The following is an 18836-nucleotide window of genomic DNA, read 5'->3' on the forward strand; positions in this document are numbered from 1 at the left end:
TGATTGATTAATCAATCATTTTTATTTAAAAATGTTCTACTCTTTCCGTCTGTTCCTCTTTAATCTTTTGTTTGTTTAAAAGAAGATTCTTGTTCACTTTCAAAAACAGAATTAGTCCTAATGAACCAAGAACAACGTACTTCACCCCCATAGCCCACGCTGGAATAAGACCGCTTATAACCACTCCAAGAGCGGCTACTAGCATCGCTATGTATCCCGTGAACTGAAAGGCAGCTAAATACGAACTTCTCTTATCCTCAGGAGCCAAGTCAGCTAACATGCTTTGTTTAATGGGGATATACATGAGTTCGCCGATTGTTACAATAGCCATTAGCCCAATTAATATCAGCGGGGAACTGACAAATATAAACAAGGCATACCCGACCGTATAAGAGATTAACCCGACTACTAAAACAGTGTGATTACTCCATCTCTTAATGAACCACGTTATAAAGCTAGCCGCAAAGACTACGAGAAAAGTATTTTCTGAACGCAAAATCCCAATCATCAACAAGCCATCAATTTGAACATTTATGGATGGGATATTGCTCAATTTCTGCGTTTCAATGGTATGAACAAAATGGAGGCCTAAAAAATTTGTAAGTTGTTCCTCAAGGGATAAAACCAAGATCGCCGCAAACAGAAGCATTACGAATATGCGGTCCCCGAAAACGGTTTTATAATTAGTCCACATATTGTCTTTGGCCTCTGGATTTGATGGTTTTATTGGAGTTTTTATGTAGGATTCAGTGATGAACAGCTGTGTGATGATGGCAGATAATAATGAGACAGCGGATATACTTAGGAACAGTTGAAAAAGATAATGTTGAAACAAGAGGGCACCTACTACTCCAGCAATAGCTGAAGCCATGTTTCCAACCCAGTACAATAACGTAAACACATACCGACGGTTTTCACTAAAAGTGACATCTAACACCATGGCTTGAGAAACGGGACCGATGACCCCACCGAAGAACATAGCAACGATAAAAATACCGAATGTGGCATAAGGAGCATCAAACCAAGGGGAATTCATACAGGCTATTGCGAGAAAAGCAATAGCGGCTCCTACTTCTGACCATACCATTAACCTCTTTCGCCCAATTCGGTCAGAGGAGAAGCCACCAATGATCCCTCCTGCTATTCCAAAGCCAATAAGACTGATGACCATTAAACCCGTTACGACTTCACCCACTTTTTGAGCAAAATACACAGCAAGAAATGGAAGAACCATCATGTTGGAGAATCGAGTGAAAAACTGAGTGATCAATCTTATCTTCACATTGCGATGCAGCTCTTTAAACTTCATACAATCCCTCCTCGTATTATGGATTACTCGGACCAAATAATAGATAAGCCTGGCGAATGAATGTATCCCATCGCTCCATTTCCTCAGCAGAATCGATAAACGTTAGACGAACCCCATTAATAAACGACAAATAAGAATCGCTAATATCATTCGGTTCTAATTGAATGAGCTCCCCCTTCTCTTGCCCCTTTAAAATAAGAGGTCTAAGAGCCTCCCTCAGGTGAAGGGAAAATTGATCAAGTTCCTTAAACAGATCCGGGAACCGTTCTGGTTGACCGATTACATATTGGAGCATGCGAGCGTAAGTGGTTTGTTGGGCAAAGAAACGGAACTGCCTCTCAATAGTCTCTTTAATCTGCTCCGCAGGATGTTCAGAAGGATGCGGAATGCTGAACATTACGGATTTAACTTCTTCTAAAGGCTCGAGTACAGATGCTTTAAAAAGATCTTCCTTATTTTCAAAATACGTAAAAACGGTCCCATAGCTTACTCCAGCTGTTTTAGCCACTTCCTTAATAGTGGTAGTAGAGTATCCGTTAACCGCAAACGTTTGAATACCAGCTTGAAGTATACGTTCTCTTTTTTCTGATGATTTTTGCATGGCCATTATAATCTCTCCCAATAAATAATGATTGATTAATCAATCATTATTATATCTTTCATCTTTCGATTTGTAAAGTTTTCCATAACAAGTGCGTATTCTCTTGTTCTGCTATCGACCTTATGGAACAAGATTTCGAAATACCCTTAGCATCAACTTATTCTTATATCCCTACTAAAAAACCCCTTCCCTCAAAAGGAAAGGAGTCAGGACACCTTCATATATAAAAGAACGCCTACAACCATCTCTGCCCTATTCTACACAGAGTCAGTGGATTCTGATTCGAACTGTTTGGCATGTTGATCTCCCCACTTATGCAGGGTTTCCATAATGGGCTTTAGTTCTTTTCCGTAATCGGTTAACGTATATTCAACTTTTGGGGGGACAGATGGAAAGATCGTTCGGTTGATTATTTGATGATGTTCAAACTCTCTTAAGTGAGTGCTTAGCATTTTTTTAGTAATAGTTGGAATTAATCTCTGCAATTCACTAAACCGGAGTGTTTCATGCTCCATCATGTGAAATAAAATAATATGTTTCCACTTTCCGGTTAAAAGTTCAAGAACTTCATTCGCTTTACATGGTATAGACATTCTCTCATTCCTTCCACAACAAGATAGTCCCTCGATGTAAGAACTTTTCTGCTTAATACGTTACTACGTTTATGTGATGAATTCAAACTAAAAAAGTCCCGACATTTTGTTCATGTCGGGACTTTTTATAAAGTTACTTCACATCTAGTTTGATAACATTCCCTGTAGGATCATGGATTAACATCCTATCTTCGTTCACACGATAACCTAAGCTCTCCAAGCGGTAAATAGCTTCTTGTCTCGCTTCTAATCCAGGAAAGATAAGAGAATAGTGCTGAAGACCAACCCGATTAGTAGAAGGTGATTCAGCTTTTTCTCCTTTCCACGTATTTAATCCTATGTGATGATGATACCCGGCTGTTGAGATGAAAAGGGCCTTATCTAGTTGATCAAACGTCGTCTGAAAACCAAGACCCTTACAATAAAAATCTTTTGCTGCTTGTAAATCACGCACGTGTAAATGGATGTGTCCGATAACCGTCTCTTCAGGCATTCCCTTCCATTTCTCCCCATTTAACTCTGATAGAATCGAGTCCCCGTCTAGTGGCTCCACCGTCATGACAATTTGTTGATCTTCACGCTTCCACTGGTGTGTAGGACGATCATGATAAACTTCAATCCCATTTCCATCTGGATCATCGAAGTATAATGCTTCACTCACAAGGTGATCAGCAGCACCTAAACGGATACCATTCTCAGATAGGTGATAAATAAACGTAGCCAGATCTTTCCGATTAGGCAAAAGAATGGCAAAATGATAAAGTCCTGCCTCTCTTCGATCCTTGGGTTCAATCAATTCTGGCTGCTCGATTCTCACCAGAGGTGTTATCCCATCCGAGGATAACACAACCCTCGTTTTATCTTCCTCGATAACTTTCAATCCCAGTATAGATGTATAAAATGTTTTTGATTTTTCTAAGTCCTGAACTTTTAATGCAACTTCCCCAACTCGAATAGCCGGATCTTGAAAGAACGTTCTTTCCATATTCCTCATCCCTTCATAAACTCATTAGCTTTACTATATTCCCTTTTACAACGACTAACAAGAAGGCACTTAATCCTCCCCTGGTTTCATAAAGGATACTTTCACAAGGGGCGCGGCATGGCCCTAATAAGTATACTTTTAAAGAGGACTTCCATACCCCGCATGATTTAGGATATTCTGGTTTGTGTTTATCTTCTTCCATTTGCTATGATTGTTCAGGTGTTTAAAGAGAATATGGAAAGCTTCTTACCATATATGTAACTTTCCCTCTTAAGAATGGAGGCTTTTTTTTGAAATGGATTGTAGATCTAATTAGAGGATTAACGTACAAGCAATGGATCTTTACTACCTTAATTGGTATCTGTTTTATCGCTTCTATGGTTTTTGTGAATCATAATAGTTCCTTTTACAAACGAACCATAGCTGAAGTTACAGACACTCAATTGGAAAATAAGGAAAATGTGAAGGATCAACATGGAAATGAAGACCAAATTGGAACGCAGCAACTAACCGCTGTTATTCAAAATGGAGAAAGAAAGGGAGACACCGTTCATTTAACAAATAAATATTCCATTTCCGGTGCCTATGATCAACATTATCAGGCAGGTAATGAATTGTTTATTTCTGTGGATAACCGCTCCGCTGAAGGGAAATTATCCGGCTCTGTTTTAGATGTAAAACGGGATAAATACGTTGTATTAGTGGGCTGGTTCTTTATCTTAATGTTACTCGTTGTAGGGAAAAGACGGGGCTTATTCTCATTAATTAGCTTGACTATTAACGCAGGACTCATGTTTTACGCCCTTGATGTATACGTCAATCATGGAAATTGGAGTTTGTTGTGGATCAGTGGTATTTTAGTCATTCTGTTTACAGTCATCTCTTTATTACTACTCAATGGTTTCAATGAAATGACGTATGCAGCAATTGCATCCACGCTCATTGGAATCTTTCTCTCTTTATTGATTACATATGTGGTCATTAAGTTTACAGCAGGAAGTGGACTAAGATATGAAGAAATGCAGTTTCTTACCAGACCTTATAAAGTTGTCTTCATGGCTGGACTGTTCGTCGGGTCACTCGGGGCTGTTATGGATGTCGCCATAACCATTTCATCGTCCATCTTTGGTCTCTATGAGAGCAATCCCACAATTAGCGTCAAAGCGCTACACCAATCAGGAATGGATATCGGAAAAGATGTAATGGGGACGCTCACGAACATATTGTTTTTCGTCTATGCCAGTGGTTCTATACCATCTATCATATTATTCTTAAAAAATTCTTCTGCTTTAGGGTTCACCCTATCGATGAACCTTTCATTGGAGTTCACCCGTGCCCTGGCTGGTGGAATTGGAATCGTCTTAACCATTCCGATAGCTGTGTACACTTCTATATTTTTTGTGAAACGAAAGAGGAATAGTATATGAATGCATTAATGATCCTATCTGTAATTTTATTTGTTCTAATGACGCTTATTGGAGGCAGTAAAGGAGCACTATCGTTCCTTTCTTTGTTTATCAACTTTGTGGTCCTTCTGATCGCGATTTTTCTCATGTTATCACCAGGCATGAACCCTATTATCTTAACGATCATTGCATGCGCTCTCTTTAGCTGTATTAATCTCTTCTTCGTCAATGAAGTAAACAGGAAAACCATTACAGCTTTCATTTCAACGATGATTACGATTGCCGTCTTATTGCTATTAATTGATGTCATAACAAGCTTATCGATGATTCAAGGATTTAGCGAAGAGCAGTCAGAAGAAATTGCTCCATACTCCTTGTTTGTTGGAGTCGATTTCATCAAAATCGGTGCATCTGTCATTATCATTAGCACGATTGGGGCCATTACAGAAGTAGCGATTTCCATTACATCATCGATGGGTGAAACCTTGCTACACCACCCTACCATTAGTCGAAAAGATTTATTCCTATCTGGTATGAGGATCGGGAAGGATATTCTTGGCACGGATACGAATACATTATTCTTCGCCTTTTTTGGCGGGTATATGGCTTTGCTTATTTGGTTTATCGATCTAGATTATTCCATTGGACAAATCGTCAATTCAAAGGTTTTTAGTTCTGAAATGATTACGATCTTTTGTGCGGGGATTGGGATTGCACTAATCATCCCTATTACTTCGTGGATTAATGCTTATGTTGCGGTGAAGAAAGCTCAAACGAGTTAACTTACAAAAGGTTCCTTCGATCTTAACCGAAGGAACCTTTTTTAGACTCTTTAATGGGAAACGTGATTTCAATTCCAACAGGAAATCGGGTGGTTTCCAAGCACACCTCACGCTCAGGTTTAACCGAAAGGAAACAACCTAGCTAGTTAATCCTCCTTCTCCTGAATGGGATAGCCGGATTTAATATGCAAATCTCTCTGTGGAAATGGAATCTCAACACCGTAATGGTTTAATTGTTCATAAATTCGAAAGTTCAAATCACTTTTAATTCGAATGACTTCTTCAGGGTTCGAGATCCAAATGAATAGTTCAAAATCCAAAGATGAGTCACCAAAGCCTGTGAAATTCACAAATGGTTCTGGTGAATCTAAAATGATAGAGTTAGCCACCCTTGCTTCTCTAGCAATGGTTAACAGGATCTCCTTTACAAGAAGAACATCGGTCCCATAAGCCACTCCGATTGGAACGGTGAGGCGAAGTCTTGGGTCAGAGAAGGAGCGGTTCACGACTTTTTCTTCTAGAAAGTAAGAGTTCGGAATAATAATATGCTCGTTCTCAAGTGTACGAACAACGGTAGCTCGCATGCTGATCTTTTCCACGTCACCGATTACGTCATCAATAATAACACGGTCCCCTACTTTTATCGGTCGCTCAAACAGTAAGATGAGTCCTGAGATAAAGTTGGATGCAATATTTTGCATTCCAAATCCAATCCCTACCCCAAGCACTCCGGCAAATACTGTTAGAGCACTCAGATCAATCCCGACGGTCGTTAAGCTTACAAAAACAGCAATCACCATAATTACGTAATGGATAATGCGTTCCATTGTAAATTGCAAGCCTTTGTCTAATTGGTGACGTTCATAAAAGAATGGAAGAATATAATGATTAAGAATTTTAGAAAGTCGACTTGCCAGCGTGATGATTAACAAAGCAATGAGGATTAAAAACAAAGTAACGTTTACTTCACCTATTGAGAAAAAGCTATAAAACAGCCATTTAGAATCAGAGAAATAAACGATCAGAAATACAAGTATTCCGTTATAGGTAAACCACTTTATAAGGGAAAGAAGCGCTTGCCGCACCCCTTCTTTATTTCGGAAAACCCGTTTAATGAAAAGAGATAATATCGATCGGAACAAAATGATCCCGACTACAAATAAAGATACTGTTATGATATCTCCCCACTGCCACATATTCAGTGATTCCATGAACAGGTTTAACACCTCCAACATATACTTCTTATGCTTTTCAAAAGGATTATTTCAAATAAAATAAGCAACCCTTGTGGTTGCTATTTTACTAATCTATTCAATATCCCTGGTAGATATGAAATCGTCCTTCTACTCTTTTTTTCGACAAAAACATCAAATTCCCTTCTTGATATACCTATTGATATGGTAAGGAGGAATAATCTCAGTCCTTATGATGGACATTCTTAAGAGGTTTTTTTGAACTGATTTTATTCATAAATATTCGGAGTTGCTACTAAGTATGTTCCTAATTATAAAGGAGTTGATCAGTCCCCTTTTTCGCTCTAGCTTCTTATCATGTAGCACTTGTCTTTGCAGCACATTGATAAACCATATCTCCAAAAGAACGAATGTCCTCGAGATAATCGAATCCTTCAGAAGAACCGTATCGGTTAAACATTCTCACTGCAACGAGGTCTTCATCTGGGATCACAAGCAGCGCAACATTTGTATACCCAAGTAATTGATAGGAACCCTTCGGTACTCCGTCACCAAGTTGGTTAAAGCTATAGTTCGTGTCTTTGACAAACCATAAACATCCGTTCTTATGGATCGGAAGACTCGGATCAGGTGTCTGGATGGATGTCGCCAATTGAATAATTTCTCTAGGAACAAGCTGACGATCTCCCCATTTTCCTTCTTTTAAATGTAGATATCCCCATAGCGCAAGCTCTCGGGCAGACACATACATATTCATTCCTGAACCATCGACCACATCTGTTTCAGTCCAATAGACGTTATTAGTATCTCGAATAGTGCTTGCTATTTTGGAATGTGGCTGACTCATCTTAATCCATTCTGTAGATTGGAAGCCGACCGGATCAAATACTTGCTCTTTTACAATCTCAGCAACGGATTGTCCTGTAGTTTTATGGATAATGCTTGTCAGCAAATCAATGCTAGGGCCGCGGTATGCCCATGATTCCCCAGGATGGAAGTTACGAACTAATTCCCCATCCACTATTTGTAACCCATGTGTGTGGGTTAATAAGTGACGGATGGTTACACCTTCATACGGGGATAAATGAGAATCTTCAACATAATGCCAAATTGGGTCATTTATAGAAAAGTAACCATGGTAGATTGCATACGCAGCTGCAAATCCGATATAAGCCTTCCTTACAGAGGCAATGTGGAATTGAGTACCCCCTTGAACCTTTCGAGCGTTAGGGTCCTCAGACTGATAGCCAAAATAAGACTCGGTTATCACCTTGTCATTTTGAATCATATATAAGGCCCCACCACTTGCCCCTAACTTATTAGCACTTTCTTTCACATGAGTATGTACATCTTCAAATGCGTTTGTGTAGGTATGGTTTAATTGCAATTCATCCACTCCTCTTTAAAGATAAAAGGTCACCAATATATTCTCGTAGCATTCCAATTATTTCAAAACCCTTCGCATTACACAACCTTATTTTCCACCAAAAAGAACCTTCTATTTATAGGTGATCAGTTCAGTTTTAAAGTGCAATATTTACAACTTGCACCCCACTGAACTACTTTTTTATGTGAAATTGTAGGGTGAACTGCATGTTAATTTGCAGCAGTAATCAATATTGATATGGTAAAATGAATTAAACGAAGCAGTTTTGAGATGCTTTATAAAGAAGTGGACTAGACTTTAACTGAAAATATTTTGAGGGGAGCAGAAAAATGAAAAAGGTAAGAATTTTATTTTTTGCTGGCTTACTCTTATTTTTGTTAGGAATATATTTATCTACTTTTTCATTAACTTATTGGGTTATAATCGGTACATTACTTGGAATAATCGGTGGCTTTTTAATGGGTGGTAGTACATATTTCTTACCTAAGCCTAAGAAATGAAAATCCTTCTAATATTTTTAATGCTTATTTTTCAAATTAAATAAAGTAACGGGTGACGTGAACGTTCGTATAAGAAGAAAGAGCATTTTCCAAAAAGGAAAATGCTCTTTTTTGTAGTAACATTTGAACTAAAAAGTGAAACCTAGTTACCCTTTCCGATCCCAGGCATTTACAGCAAGTTCATGATTTAAGGCAACCGCCAGCTCATATCCTTCACTAGCCGCCTTCAGTAATCCAGAAAATCCATGTCTAGAATCACCAATCACATATAGTCCATCTACAAGCGTTTCACATCCATCTTTAGTGTAATATCCGCCCATATCGGTGAATTCTATATCAAAGTATTCATGAAGGGGGAAGGACTGGGATTCGCTTGTTTCCAATATAAATCCTCCTGAACGGTCGTAAACCTCATCTGACTCTGTAACGACATGTTTAAGATATCCATCTTCAGAGACCAGTTCACGAACGGTTTCTTCTATAAGCGCGACTCCGTGCTGCTTTAAGTCCTCTTTCTCCTCAGAGGTAATTTCTGCAGGTCCATTCGTAAAAATCATTAGATCCTGGCTCCAGTTATAAATCAGTTTCACATAATCTAAGATCCCTGGATCATTCCCAAAGACGGCTAACGGTTCCTCTCTGCGCTCCCATCCGTCACAGTAAGGACAGTGAAAAACGCTTGTCCCATACACAAGGTCTACGCCCTTAATATCCGGTAACTCGTCTTTCATTCCTGTGGCGACGATTACACGGTCGGCTGTATAGTTTTGTCCATCTCCGTGAATATGGAAGAGTCCACTGTCTTTATGGAGCGAAGTTACTTTACTCTCTATATACGAAACACTCGGATAAGCTTTGATTTCACCGATTCCCATTTCCTTAAATTCCTCTGGCTTCACACCATCTCGAGTAAGGAAACCATGGGAAGCTTTTGTAACGTTATTGCGTGCTTTATTCTCATCAAGAACAAGTACATTTCTCTTTGATCGTCCTAAGACAAGAGCTGCATTTAAACCTGCCGCTCCTCCCCCAATAATCACCACTTCATAATGCTCACTCATGCTCAACGCTCCTTTTACCGCTGTTAAACTCGCTTTATCATTCCCACATATCACCGATACAAATCACTAGTTTTTTCTAATTCGAACTTACTAGTGATGGAGTACTCCTATTCCTTTTCTCCTTTATCTATAAACGAAATAGTACTCTAGAGTGAATAAACTTAATAAAACAGCGAAGGCTAATTCGCTCTAAAGGAGTGAAGAGTGTTACGCCAGGCTTAGCAGTCTCGCAAACCAACGATCGTTCAGCCAAATAGTGTAATGGAAATACTAGCTCCTCCATCATTCCATACATTCACCTCGCCACGATGAGCTTCAATGATGTTCTTAACGATCGATAAACCCAGTCCTTGCCCTGAAGTACTAGGGTTACCCCTATAAAATTGATCAAATACTTGAGGCAACTCAGCACTATGAAACCCAGGGCCATTATCACTTATGGTGAGTTCAACCGCTCCATCTGTTAAATCTAGGTGAGCATGGATCGTACTACTAGATGGTGTATAACGAACGCTATTTGAGATTATATTTTCTATAACTTGACGCATGCGATCCGGGTCGATCGAAATATCTTTATGAACCGATCGTTCATCACTTAATTGAATCGAATAATGGTCACCTTTAGCTTCAATATAAGTTCGAAAGGATTGTAGTTCTTTTTCAAAGAAAGATTTTGGTTCAACCTTTTGCAGTTGGATAGGAAACGACCCTCCATTAATCCTCTGGACCTCCCCCACCTCATGCACGAGGTTGGTTACACGATCAATCTGCTTTAAAATAGCCGCACTGTATACGCGCTCATTGTCATCTATTTTTCTGTCTAAAACTTGTGCATTCGACTTCATAATCGTTAAAGGCGTCTTCAAATCATGTGTCACAGCGCTTAGGAAATCTTGACGCTCTTGTTCAAGCTTCCATTGCTTTTCTAAAGACGTATGTAATTCTTGTTTCATGGTCTCAAAAGCTCTTGCCAAATCCCCTAACTCATCACTCCGGTTGGCGGCATGTAGCGTAAAATCCAAATCTTGTTCTTTAATAGAATCAATAGCTCCTGCTAATTCACGAATAGGCGTAAACAAGCGCCTGCTTAACTTCCCTCCACATACGTAGGTGTAAAAAACGATAAACAAAAAAGGAGCAAGAATGATTAGGAGCGATAACCTCTGTATAGGTGTACCTGACTCTAACTGATAGGTTAGCTTTACCATCCCAACCAGTTCTTCTGAAGAGGACAAAATCGGTAAATACTTTTGATAGGAATCATTTTCGAAATCGGTCGTATTTACCTTCTCTATGATTGGCAATTCCATACCTCGGGCTTCCGTTGAACCGTACAAGAGGCTGCCATCTTTATCGTAGACATGGTAAGTCATTCCATCTAACGGTACCTTCTCATTTAACCGCTCCCTGGAAACAGATGGATGATCCACCAGCTCACTCTTAGCCGTCTTAATAAAAGATGTAACCTCAGGAATTTGTTTTTCATAATAATTGGCGTGGCTTTCTTCATCTAATCGCAAGACCAAAAGCAAAATCAATCCCCCCAGCAAAAGCGTAGATAGAAAACTGTAGGAGATCGTTTTAATAATCGTCCATTGAATTTGTTTTTTTAATGTACTTCTTTTCCTACCCAATTCTATATCCTACTCCCCATACCGTTTGCAATAGGTGAGCCTGAGTGTCAATTCGCTTTACCTTAGCACGAATATTACGAATATGTTCTGTAATGGTAGAGGCGTCTCCGTCCGCCTCTAGCCCCCATACCCGCTCATATAGTTGGTCCCTCGAGAAAACTTGACCTGGGAAGTCAATAAGAACTCGGACGATATCAAATTCCCTTTTCGTCAAAGGAAGTATGGTTTGTTTATAATAAGCCTCATAGGTAGAGACATCCATTACGAGAGATTTATACGTTTTCGTTTGAGAGCTCTTCTGATACCGCTTCTCCCTTCTTAAATGAGCTTTCACTCGGGCCACCACTTGCTCGTTTGAGAATGGCTTCTCAATATAATCATCCGCCCCTTCATTTAACCCTTGAATTTGGTTAGGGATCCCAGACTTAGCTGTCAGAAATAGAATAGGTACTTCTGAACGGTATCGAACTTCGCGGCAAACTGTTAACCCGTCTACGCCTGGCATCATCACATCAAGAAGGACTAAATCAAACGACGTTTCTAGTATAGATTGGATGGCTTCTCTACCATCGTGAATCTGCGTCACTACGTATCCCTCATCACTTAGAACGTCAGCTAAAATCGCTGTAATATCTGGTTCATCGTCTACAATCAGAATCTTTTCCATAAACGCCCCTCCTTCCAATTCTATCCTTCTAGTATAATCGATTTCCCCGGGCATCGACTACTTAAAATCATACCTCTCCCAGCGGACAAGTGTTCCCATCCCAAACCCAATAATGAGTATGGCTAGGAATCCGTAAATAGAAGAAATGCCTGATTCTGCTAAAGAAATGAAAATAGACTGAGTAGGAAGAAGCATAAATAGAAATGCATCAGTAAAATATACCGGAGCTCCACATAAAAGGATGTAGATCAGAAAAGCCAGCATCGGATTGTTGACCCATAAAGCTACACACGAACTAATTAATATAGCTGCTATAAGGATGATATAAAAAACGCCATAAAACTGTAGAGTATAGAGATAACCTCCAAGGATAGTAGTAGGCTCTGATTGTTGAAAAAGAAAAACACGGCTTGGCATATCATACAATAAAAATCCAGCTACAATTGATATACTCAAAATTCCAACTGTAAGAATACCCCCTAATTTCAACAAACTAAACCACTTTGCCATTAAGAAAGAGAGACGCTTAAAAGGGCGACTCAATACCATATTGTATACATTTGTTTTCACTTCACTATTAACGGAGATCATCGTCACGATTGGCATAAGAAGAAGCGTAATATAAAATGACACTTCCCTTAAGACAAACCAAGGAAAATTAACCGCATTAAGCTTCGTATTCTGACTGCTCGTGAACTGTCCATTATCATACATGGTTAAGAAATAAATCGTTATAAACGTAATAAGTCCCATCATAATAACTAAATTTCTTACAACTCTCCTCGCTAATAAACGTTCCCATTCACTCTGAATCAACTCTTTCATATCCAACTTCCTCCTTAGTTAAAGTAACTCCTTCTTGTGAATACCAAGTAGGATCCTAAAAGGAATCCACATACATACACGGTTATGACACTTAAAAGCCACGCTAGATTTCTTCCATTTAACAACATAAGAGCAATACCAGAATATTGAACCTTTGTTATTGAAGCATAAATAACCGGCAAAACGTTAATGTGAAAGGCCGTTGATAATTGCATGAGCTCAGGCACGGCAATAAGGAATACAAGCAGACTGACTCCTGCTGCTAGTAAAGCGTTCACAGACGGACAAAGTGTGCCTGCAAACAGAAACAAGGATAAGACAGCAATGATAGAAAGATAGGCCAATCCATAATAAGCGATCGTATAAAGGCCCATATCCACATTCGAAATCCTATCAAAGCTTATAAATTGAATAGACTGTTCTGGCATTCGAAATAAAAAGAGTCCTACTAAATAAGAAGTCAGGCCATACACCCCTAGATAAAGAAACAGGGTTGTTGCCATTACACCAAGTTTAGCAAAGAATAGTTGTTTTAATGAGTAAGCCCTCTGCAGCAGCAGCCTTAGCTGTCCTTTTTGTTGTTCTTCTGTTACAACAAAACCCACAAGAACAAGAATGACAACATTGAATGTAATAAACAGGTGTTCTGAAAGGCTTAATACAGGAAAGTTCATAACGGTGGCATAATTTACAGCCTCTTCTGTAGAGGACTGGTTACGAAATTGGTAGTAGAATCCTAGCACAACATTAAGAATGGGCATGGAAAACAAAGCGAAAGCGACAAATGACCTCGACCATAGGCGCTCCCATTCACTCGTAAACAAGGCTTTCATGACGTCATCATCTCCACAAATAAATCTTCAAGGCGCATTTCTTTATCTTTCATGAGATCGTCTACTTGCCCTTGATACAAAATACGACCTTCTCTAATTAAAATATAGTGGTTGCAAATGTGCTGCAGCTCATCCAGCAAATGACTCGATATGAAAAACGTAATGCCTTTCTCTTGATTCAATGAGATGATAAGCTCTCTAAGCTCTCGCATTCCAATAGGATCAAGCCCATTTGCCGGTTCATCCAAAAGTATTAAAGACGGGTCCCCAAGGAGGGCTTGAGCAATACCAAGGCGCTGCTTCATCCCTAAGGAATAGGTATGGATTTTATCCTCTCCCCGTTTTTCTAGTCCGACAATCTGAAGCACTTCCTCGACCTTTTCCTCTCTTTCTTCTTTCGTATAACCATGAAGTCTTGATAAGTTCAGAAGCATTATACGACCTGTTAGGTAGTCATAGAACAGAGGGGATTCGATCATCGCGCCTACGTGTTTTAAAGCTTCTGGCCTATTTCCATTCACATCCACTCCATTAAGAAAGACGGATCCTTGAGAGGGTTTCACTAATCCCATCATCACCCTCATAAGCGTCGTCTTACCGGCTCCATTTGGTCCGAGAAATCCACAAATCGAACCTGCCTCCACATTTAAGGAAATATCTTCAAGCAACACCTTCCTCTTCACTCTTTTCGTAATGTTCACTGTTTTAATCACATTTTCATTCTTCAAAATAACCCCTCCTTCATTCGATACATTCATCGTACATCGCAACTATCAAGAAAAAATCAAGATTCCCCTGTAATTAAAAAAACTTCGATGGAAGAGAGAATAATATTCATCTATCAAATTTGACTAATAATATTTTTTGATTATTCTAAATACCAATCAAAAGTGTTACGATATGGTCAAACCTTTAAGGACTACTATAGTCAGTTACGAAGGAGTTACTCACCTTGAAATGATTTTATGTGGTTCAGAATAGGATTCTTTTATTTGAAGGAGTGAATGGAATGGTAAACCCAGATGAAATTCTTAGAAGTGGACCGAATCAATATATTTGTGAAGAAGGTATTCTTAAAGACCTCTCTACTTTCATAGAGTCGTTTCAGTCTCCCCTAATCGTTACTGGTTACAAATCATATGAAGCTTTCCGAAACTATGCATCTCTACCTCAGACGAAAGTCTATCAGCACGATGGCTATTGTTCAGATGAAGCGATCGATACGATCACAGCCTTTGCGGGAGAGTCTGATGTCATTATCGGAATCGGAGGCGGAGTCATACTAGATACAGCGAAATCGGTCGCAGACCATATGGGCGTTGAGGTTACAACGGTGCCAACCGTGGCTGGAACATGCGCTGCCGCTACTCCGTTAAGTGTCATGTACGATGACACTGGCGCATTTGTTCGTGTCGATTACCACAACCGGACGATTCACCTTGCTCTAGTCGACCCTGCTTTCCTACTAACTTCTCCTATCGAATATGTAAAAAGCGGGATTAGCGATTCACTCGCGAAATGGTACGAAGCAGAACCAATTATCCGTAATGACCAAAATGAAGACCTGTCCATCATGGTCAAGGTCGCACTAGACCACGCTTCCTACATAAAAGAGATCCTACTACACGAAAGCCGCGCTGCTATTGAAAGCATGGAATCGAATACAATAACTTCATCTTTCAAAAACGTCATCGAAGCGATCATTCCTTTATCCGGTACAGTTGGAGGGTATGGAGGAAAGTACGGCAGAACAGCAGGAGCTCACGCGATCCATAATGGATTAAGTTTTATTGATGAAACCCATTCGGTTCTTCATGGACACAAAGTGGCTTACGGGATTCTAGTCCAGCTCGTTCTTGAAGGGAAAACAGAAGAAGTGAAAAACCTGCTTCCTTTCTATCAAGATCTTGGATTTCCTGCGAGTTTAGAAGGGTTGAACATTGTTGAGAACAAAAACAAGGCAATGCCCATTGTTGCCGCTCATGCCGTGAAGCCGGACGAAACGCTTAGGTTGATCTCATCCTTTACGAAAGATGATGTGGTAGAGGCAATGGAGTATTTGGAGAGAGTTTTGGTGGAGAGATAATGAATTGGAAAAGGACATGATGGGCTCCCATCATGTCCTTTTTTATTTGAACGATTGGTTCTAGAATATGCTCCAGCGCTATTGGGTTTTAAATATCGGAGTTGCTACTAAGTAAAAGAAAGACAAATGAATTCACAGTATTAGACCATCAGTGACCTTTTGAAAGCTAAACGTAACTCTACGGAACGTTTGTTGCGATGAAGCAAAGAACACTCTAAGCTGTAAGTAGAGCAGGAGGAGAACGAAATGAATAACCATAAAGTTGGAGAATTAATTTATCATTTGCGAAAAGAAATGGGACTCACTCAGAAGGAATTAGCAGATCAAATGCATATTTCTGATCGAACCATTTCGAAATGGGAGCGCGGGTATGGCAGCCCGGATGTAACACTACTCCCTCATTTGTCTGCCTTACTAGGAGTCAATATAGAAAATATTTTAGACGGAGAACTAACTTCTAATGAATTTGTAGGAGGAAATATGAAAAAATCAAGCTATTTTGTTTGCCCATCATGCAATAATATTGTACTAGCCACTGGAGATATATCCTTATCTTGTTGCGGGAGAAAGTTAGAACCACTCGAAGCAAAGAAAGCGACAGATGACGAGAAGCTAACCTTTACAGACAGTGACGAGGAATGGTTTATAACAAGCGACCACCCCATGACAAAAGACCACTATATATCGTTTATCGCCTTAGCCACAGGTGATCAGGTTCAAATTATGAAACAATATCCGGAATGGAATTTGCAAACGCGGATCCCAAAACGCAAGCACGGGAAACTGCTATGGTATGATACGAAACACGGCTTATTTTATCAACTATTTTAAGTTAATTAGGTGTACGCCTAACATTTCCTCATAAAAAGGACTCAGAAATTAGAGTCCTTTTTGTGATAGCTAAGTTAGTCTAAAAAAAGAGAATGAAGACCCCGGTGATCTCCTCACCCTAATGTTGATACACCCGTTTATGCCATTCCTCTAAATATTGTTTAATCATCCCCTGAAGCTCAGACACCTCCACCCTGAAAAACAGAGCCTTCATAAAATGCAATACATTTGTTCTGATACGAAAAACGGGAATAGCAAAGGGTCTAGCGTTCCATTCCGCATCCAATTTGACGAATGTCTCCTTTACCCATTTCGTAATAATAGACGGTGCCACTCCCTTTTGTAATAAAGCCTCGATTACAAATGCTAAGCGCTCTTCCTCATCATCGGTAAACGCGTATTCTTTCCAAAAGGCATTTTGAACAGCTTGCAGAAAAAGGTTCGCATCTTTTTGTCTGAATTGAGTGTGCTCAACAAGAGCTACAAGAAGATCAGCCCCGTGTGCCATGCTATGGGCCCAACCTTTCCCTTGAACATAGCCTCTCATATCCTGTTCTTCCTTTAGATACTCACCCACGGCGTTCAATATCTGTTCGTATCGCTCCCGCTTCCATCCTTGATCAGAATGGACAACCTCAGCAATGACTAAAGCAGAAAAGGATCGAGTAAACACACCATCCCCCTTTTGTTCACCAATCCGATAAAAAAGATGAGACTCACTCAAACATGTTTCTAAGATTTTATCCACTTGATCTTTATGTAAACGCCCCTCTTGAATCAGCCTTCCAAAAGCAGGGTAGATACATTCATCCCGAAGCTCTGGATCAGGATCTCCTATAAAGGTAAGCATCCACTCCATCCACTCGTCCGCTTCATCCGATGACCATTCATCGATGTTTATTCTTTTGAAACTTTCTTTAGTTTTCATATGTAATGATCAAATCCTTTCCGGTACAGTTTATTGGCTCTTTATGATTGCGAAAAAAGGAAATAAAAGGAGTGGTATGCTCTTTTATTTGTGAACTTTAAAAACATCAATCCTAACTCCAGTCGATCAGCTCTTCCGTTCCCCTCACTAACTCATCCATAAGCTCTCTAACCCGAACTTTTTGACTCAAACGAAGCCCTTGTCCGGCCCATAACGACATGTATTGTGGATTTTCCTTCTTCTTTGCTTCAGTCCTGATCGGCTTAGTGAGGCTATTTTGGATCGGATAAGGTGCTATACTGGTGCTTTCCTTACCCATATAGTCCGTAAATTCATTTCGAATTCCTCTTGCCCATTTCCCAGAAAAGGCTTTCGTCACGACCGTGTCATCATCGTTTGCTTTTAATATAGCTGCTTTATGTTCAGAATGAGCTCCACTCTCATCAGTAGTTAAAAAAGCTGACCCCATTTGAACACCCTGTGCCCCTAATACATGGGAAGCTGCAATCCCTCTTGCATCCATTACCCCACCAGATGCGATAACTGGAATGGTGACATGGTCACATACCTGTGGCACAAGCGCCATGGTTCCAATTCCACTTGAGTCCTCAGGCTTTGAGAATGAACCTCTGTGCCCTCCAGCCTCGTTTCCCTGCGCTACAACGGCGTCCATTCCAGCCTGTTGGACAGCAATCGCCTCTTTAACGGTTGTAGCCGTTCCAATAACTCTAATACCCTTTTGTTTTAATCGGGTGGTAACCTCATGGGGTGGAAGTCCAAATGTAAATGAACAGATTGGAACGCTTTCGCTTATGATCACGTCAATTTTACGGTCTAAATCATTCCCCTTATAAGAGACGTCGTTGGAGGTTTCCTTAAGATTAAGTTTGTTACGGAAGTATTGTAATGCCTTACTGCTAGATTCTATTTCTTTTTCACTGACCTCTGGAGGATCGATGATAAATAAATTGACACCGAAAGGACGGCTTGTTAATCTCTTAACCTTTCCAATCTGTTCCGTTAGTTGATCGGTATGTAAGTAGCCCGCACCAACCATGCCAAGCCCCCCATAATTGGAAACTTCTGAGATCAGTTCCGGCGTCGTTGGACCACCGGCCATAGGTGCCTGGATAATTGGATAGTCTATGTCTAAAAGCGCTCTTAACTCATTATTGTTCTTCACCTGAACCCCTCCGTTATACTATATAAAGCATG

19 protein-coding genes are annotated in these 18836 nt (G+C 40.0%); 5 read left to right on the plus strand and 14 right to left on the minus strand.

Annotated elements, in window-relative coordinates:
• Positions 1-25: 25 nt before the first annotated feature.
• From QNI29_RS13100 to QNI29_RS13115, 4 genes are all read right to left on the minus strand, one after another.
• Positions 26-1309, minus strand: coding sequence for an MFS transporter (locus QNI29_RS13100; RefSeq protein ID WP_231416951.1), 1284 nt, complete (start codon positions 1307-1309; stop codon positions 26-28).
• 16 nt (positions 1310-1325) lie between these two features.
• Positions 1326-1916, minus strand: a complete 591-nt coding sequence (locus QNI29_RS13105; RefSeq protein ID WP_231416952.1) for a TetR/AcrR family transcriptional regulator — start codon at positions 1914-1916, stop codon at positions 1326-1328.
• A 251-nt stretch (positions 1917-2167) separates the two neighbouring features.
• Entirely contained in the window at positions 2168-2503 is a 336-nt protein-coding gene (locus tag QNI29_RS13110; RefSeq protein ID WP_231416953.1) for a winged helix-turn-helix transcriptional regulator, read from the minus strand.
• A gap of 133 nt (positions 2504-2636) precedes the next feature.
• Positions 2637-3488, minus strand: a complete 852-nt coding sequence (locus QNI29_RS13115; RefSeq protein ID WP_231417587.1) for a VOC family protein — start codon at positions 3486-3488, stop codon at positions 2637-2639.
• A gap of 290 nt (positions 3489-3778) precedes the next feature.
• Here QNI29_RS13115 and QNI29_RS13120 point away from each other — a divergent pair, with 290 nt between their 5' ends.
• Complete coding sequence (locus QNI29_RS13120) at positions 3779-4915, plus strand: YibE/F family protein (protein ID WP_231416954.1); 1137 nt, start codon at positions 3779-3781, stop codon at positions 4913-4915.
• Positions 4912-5676: a YibE/F family protein gene (locus tag QNI29_RS13125; RefSeq protein ID WP_231416955.1), complete on the plus strand. Its 765-nt coding sequence runs from the start codon at positions 4912-4914 to the stop codon at positions 5674-5676. Before QNI29_RS13120 ends, QNI29_RS13125 begins: the two co-directional genes overlap by 4 nt.
• Before the next feature lie 146 nt (positions 5677-5822).
• Here the strand turns inward: QNI29_RS13125 and QNI29_RS13130 are convergent, their stop codons facing one another.
• Together QNI29_RS13130 and QNI29_RS13135 are read right to left on the minus strand one after the other, a co-directional pair.
• Positions 5823-6887 carry a mechanosensitive ion channel family protein gene (locus QNI29_RS13130; protein WP_231416956.1) on the minus strand — a complete coding sequence of 355 codons (1065 nt, stop codon included), beginning with the start codon at positions 6885-6887 and terminating at the stop codon, positions 5823-5825.
• Positions 6888-7224: 337 nt separating this feature from the next.
• On the minus strand, positions 7225-8256 hold the full coding sequence (locus QNI29_RS13135) for a serine hydrolase domain-containing protein (protein ID WP_231416957.1): 1032 nt from the start codon (positions 8254-8256) through the stop codon (positions 7225-7227).
• A gap of 329 nt (positions 8257-8585) precedes the next feature.
• Between QNI29_RS13135 and QNI29_RS13140 the strand changes: the two genes are divergently transcribed.
• Positions 8586-8756, plus strand: a complete 171-nt coding sequence (locus QNI29_RS13140) for a hypothetical protein (protein ID WP_231416958.1) — start codon at positions 8586-8588, stop codon at positions 8754-8756.
• A 146-nt stretch (positions 8757-8902) separates the two neighbouring features.
• On the opposite strand, the gene QNI29_RS13145 is transcribed toward QNI29_RS13140, so the two are convergent.
• The 6 genes from QNI29_RS13145 to QNI29_RS13170 form a co-directional block, all read right to left on the minus strand.
• Positions 8903-9817, minus strand: coding sequence for an FAD-dependent oxidoreductase (locus QNI29_RS13145; protein WP_231416959.1), 915 nt, complete (start codon positions 9815-9817; stop codon positions 8903-8905).
• Between the two features lie 245 nt (positions 9818-10062).
• Positions 10063-11349, minus strand: a complete 1287-nt coding sequence (locus QNI29_RS13150) for a HAMP domain-containing sensor histidine kinase (RefSeq protein ID WP_231416960.1) — start codon at positions 11347-11349, stop codon at positions 10063-10065.
• A gap of 94 nt (positions 11350-11443) precedes the next feature.
• Entirely contained in the window at positions 11444-12118 is a 675-nt protein-coding gene (locus tag QNI29_RS13155; protein ID WP_231416961.1) for a response regulator transcription factor, read from the minus strand.
• A 57-nt stretch (positions 12119-12175) separates the two neighbouring features.
• Positions 12176-12943: a hypothetical protein gene (locus QNI29_RS13160; protein WP_231416962.1), complete on the minus strand. Its 768-nt coding sequence runs from the start codon at positions 12941-12943 to the stop codon at positions 12176-12178.
• Positions 12944-12957: 14 nt separating this feature from the next.
• Entirely contained in the window at positions 12958-13776 is an 819-nt protein-coding gene (locus QNI29_RS13165; protein WP_231416963.1) for a hypothetical protein, read from the minus strand.
• A complete protein-coding gene (locus tag QNI29_RS13170) occupies positions 13773-14504 on the minus strand; it encodes an ABC transporter ATP-binding protein (RefSeq protein WP_231416964.1) in 732 nt (243 codons plus the stop codon). The genes QNI29_RS13165 and QNI29_RS13170 overlap by 4 nt, the downstream gene beginning before the upstream one ends.
• A gap of 281 nt (positions 14505-14785) precedes the next feature.
• Between QNI29_RS13170 and QNI29_RS13175 the strand changes: the two genes are divergently transcribed.
• Complete coding sequence (locus QNI29_RS13175) at positions 14786-15862, plus strand: iron-containing alcohol dehydrogenase family protein (RefSeq protein ID WP_231416965.1); 1077 nt, start codon at positions 14786-14788, stop codon at positions 15860-15862.
• Between the two features lie 246 nt (positions 15863-16108).
• Complete coding sequence (locus QNI29_RS13180; protein ID WP_231416966.1) at positions 16109-16693, plus strand: helix-turn-helix domain-containing protein; 585 nt, start codon at positions 16109-16111, stop codon at positions 16691-16693.
• A 118-nt stretch (positions 16694-16811) separates the two neighbouring features.
• Here QNI29_RS13180 and QNI29_RS13185 read toward each other — a convergent pair whose 3' ends face one another.
• A complete protein-coding gene (locus tag QNI29_RS13185) occupies positions 16812-17621 on the minus strand; it encodes a DUF2785 domain-containing protein (protein ID WP_231416967.1) in 810 nt (269 codons plus the stop codon).
• A gap of 112 nt (positions 17622-17733) precedes the next feature.
• A complete protein-coding gene (locus tag QNI29_RS13190; protein WP_231416968.1) occupies positions 17734-18804 on the minus strand; it encodes an NAD(P)H-dependent flavin oxidoreductase in 1071 nt (356 codons plus the stop codon).
• Between the last annotated feature and the right edge of the window lie 32 nt (positions 18805-18836).

Origin of the sequence: Pontibacillus chungwhensis (assembly GCF_030166655.1) — a bacterium.
Classification (GTDB): domain Bacteria; phylum Bacillota; class Bacilli; order Bacillales; family BH030062; genus Pontibacillus.